At 41.4% G+C, this 662-nt stretch carries 1 protein-coding gene; it reads right to left on the reverse strand.

Annotation, left to right across the window (positions count from 1 at the left end; translation table 11 throughout):
* A partial coding sequence (locus AB4486_RS27880) for a hypothetical protein (protein ID WP_372120052.1) occupies positions 1 to 444 on the reverse strand: 444 nt, incomplete at its 3' end.
* Between the last annotated feature and the right edge of the window lie 218 nt (positions 445 to 662).

Here is a 662-nt window from a genome sequence, read left to right on the forward strand (position 1 = left end):
GCTTAATGGTGTTGTTACTTGCCATTCCGGACTAACGTTCAAAGTTTGTGCTGCGTCCATCACTGCGTCGAAACTGACTTTTGAGCCTACGCTTACATCACTATGTGTTGTCATCCCCATCACCAAATCAACGGTTGCCGTTGCTGTTAGATCATCTGTATTATCTACTGATATATCCGCTCTCGTTATTTCCACATTGATTTTGGTCGTATCCGTTTTGCTACTCTCCAGATCCACCGAACCTATCCTATCTGTCTCTACTAGATTCGTTGTAGCCTCGCCTGTAATAGTGCCATTGATGGAGTTTGTGACATTTAGGTCTGCCCCACTACCTCCGCCGAACACGAAACCTGAGAAAGACAGTAGTGCGTTTCCGTCTTGTGCATATGCATTGACACTTAATACCGCAATCGCTGCGGCAATGACGTTAGCTTTTTTGAACATATCGATATCCTTTTTTTTTAGTTTACTCTTACTTTACAAATAACTTCGGTTCCCCCGTTAGACATATTACTTCCTCAGGGGTACCTCTGTGATTTCATGACGCTGCTATAATATTGTTAAATTTCGTTTTTTCACCTCATTAAACTTTACTAACATTATTTTGTTTCTCGCTTACTTCCTGTATCCGTGCTTGCTCATATTACGTATCGTTATCTTGT

This window comes from Vibrio sp. 10N.222.55.C6 (assembly GCF_041473395.1).
In the GTDB taxonomy this organism is placed as follows: Bacteria; Pseudomonadota; Gammaproteobacteria; order Enterobacterales; family Vibrionaceae; genus Vibrio; species Vibrio crassostreae_C.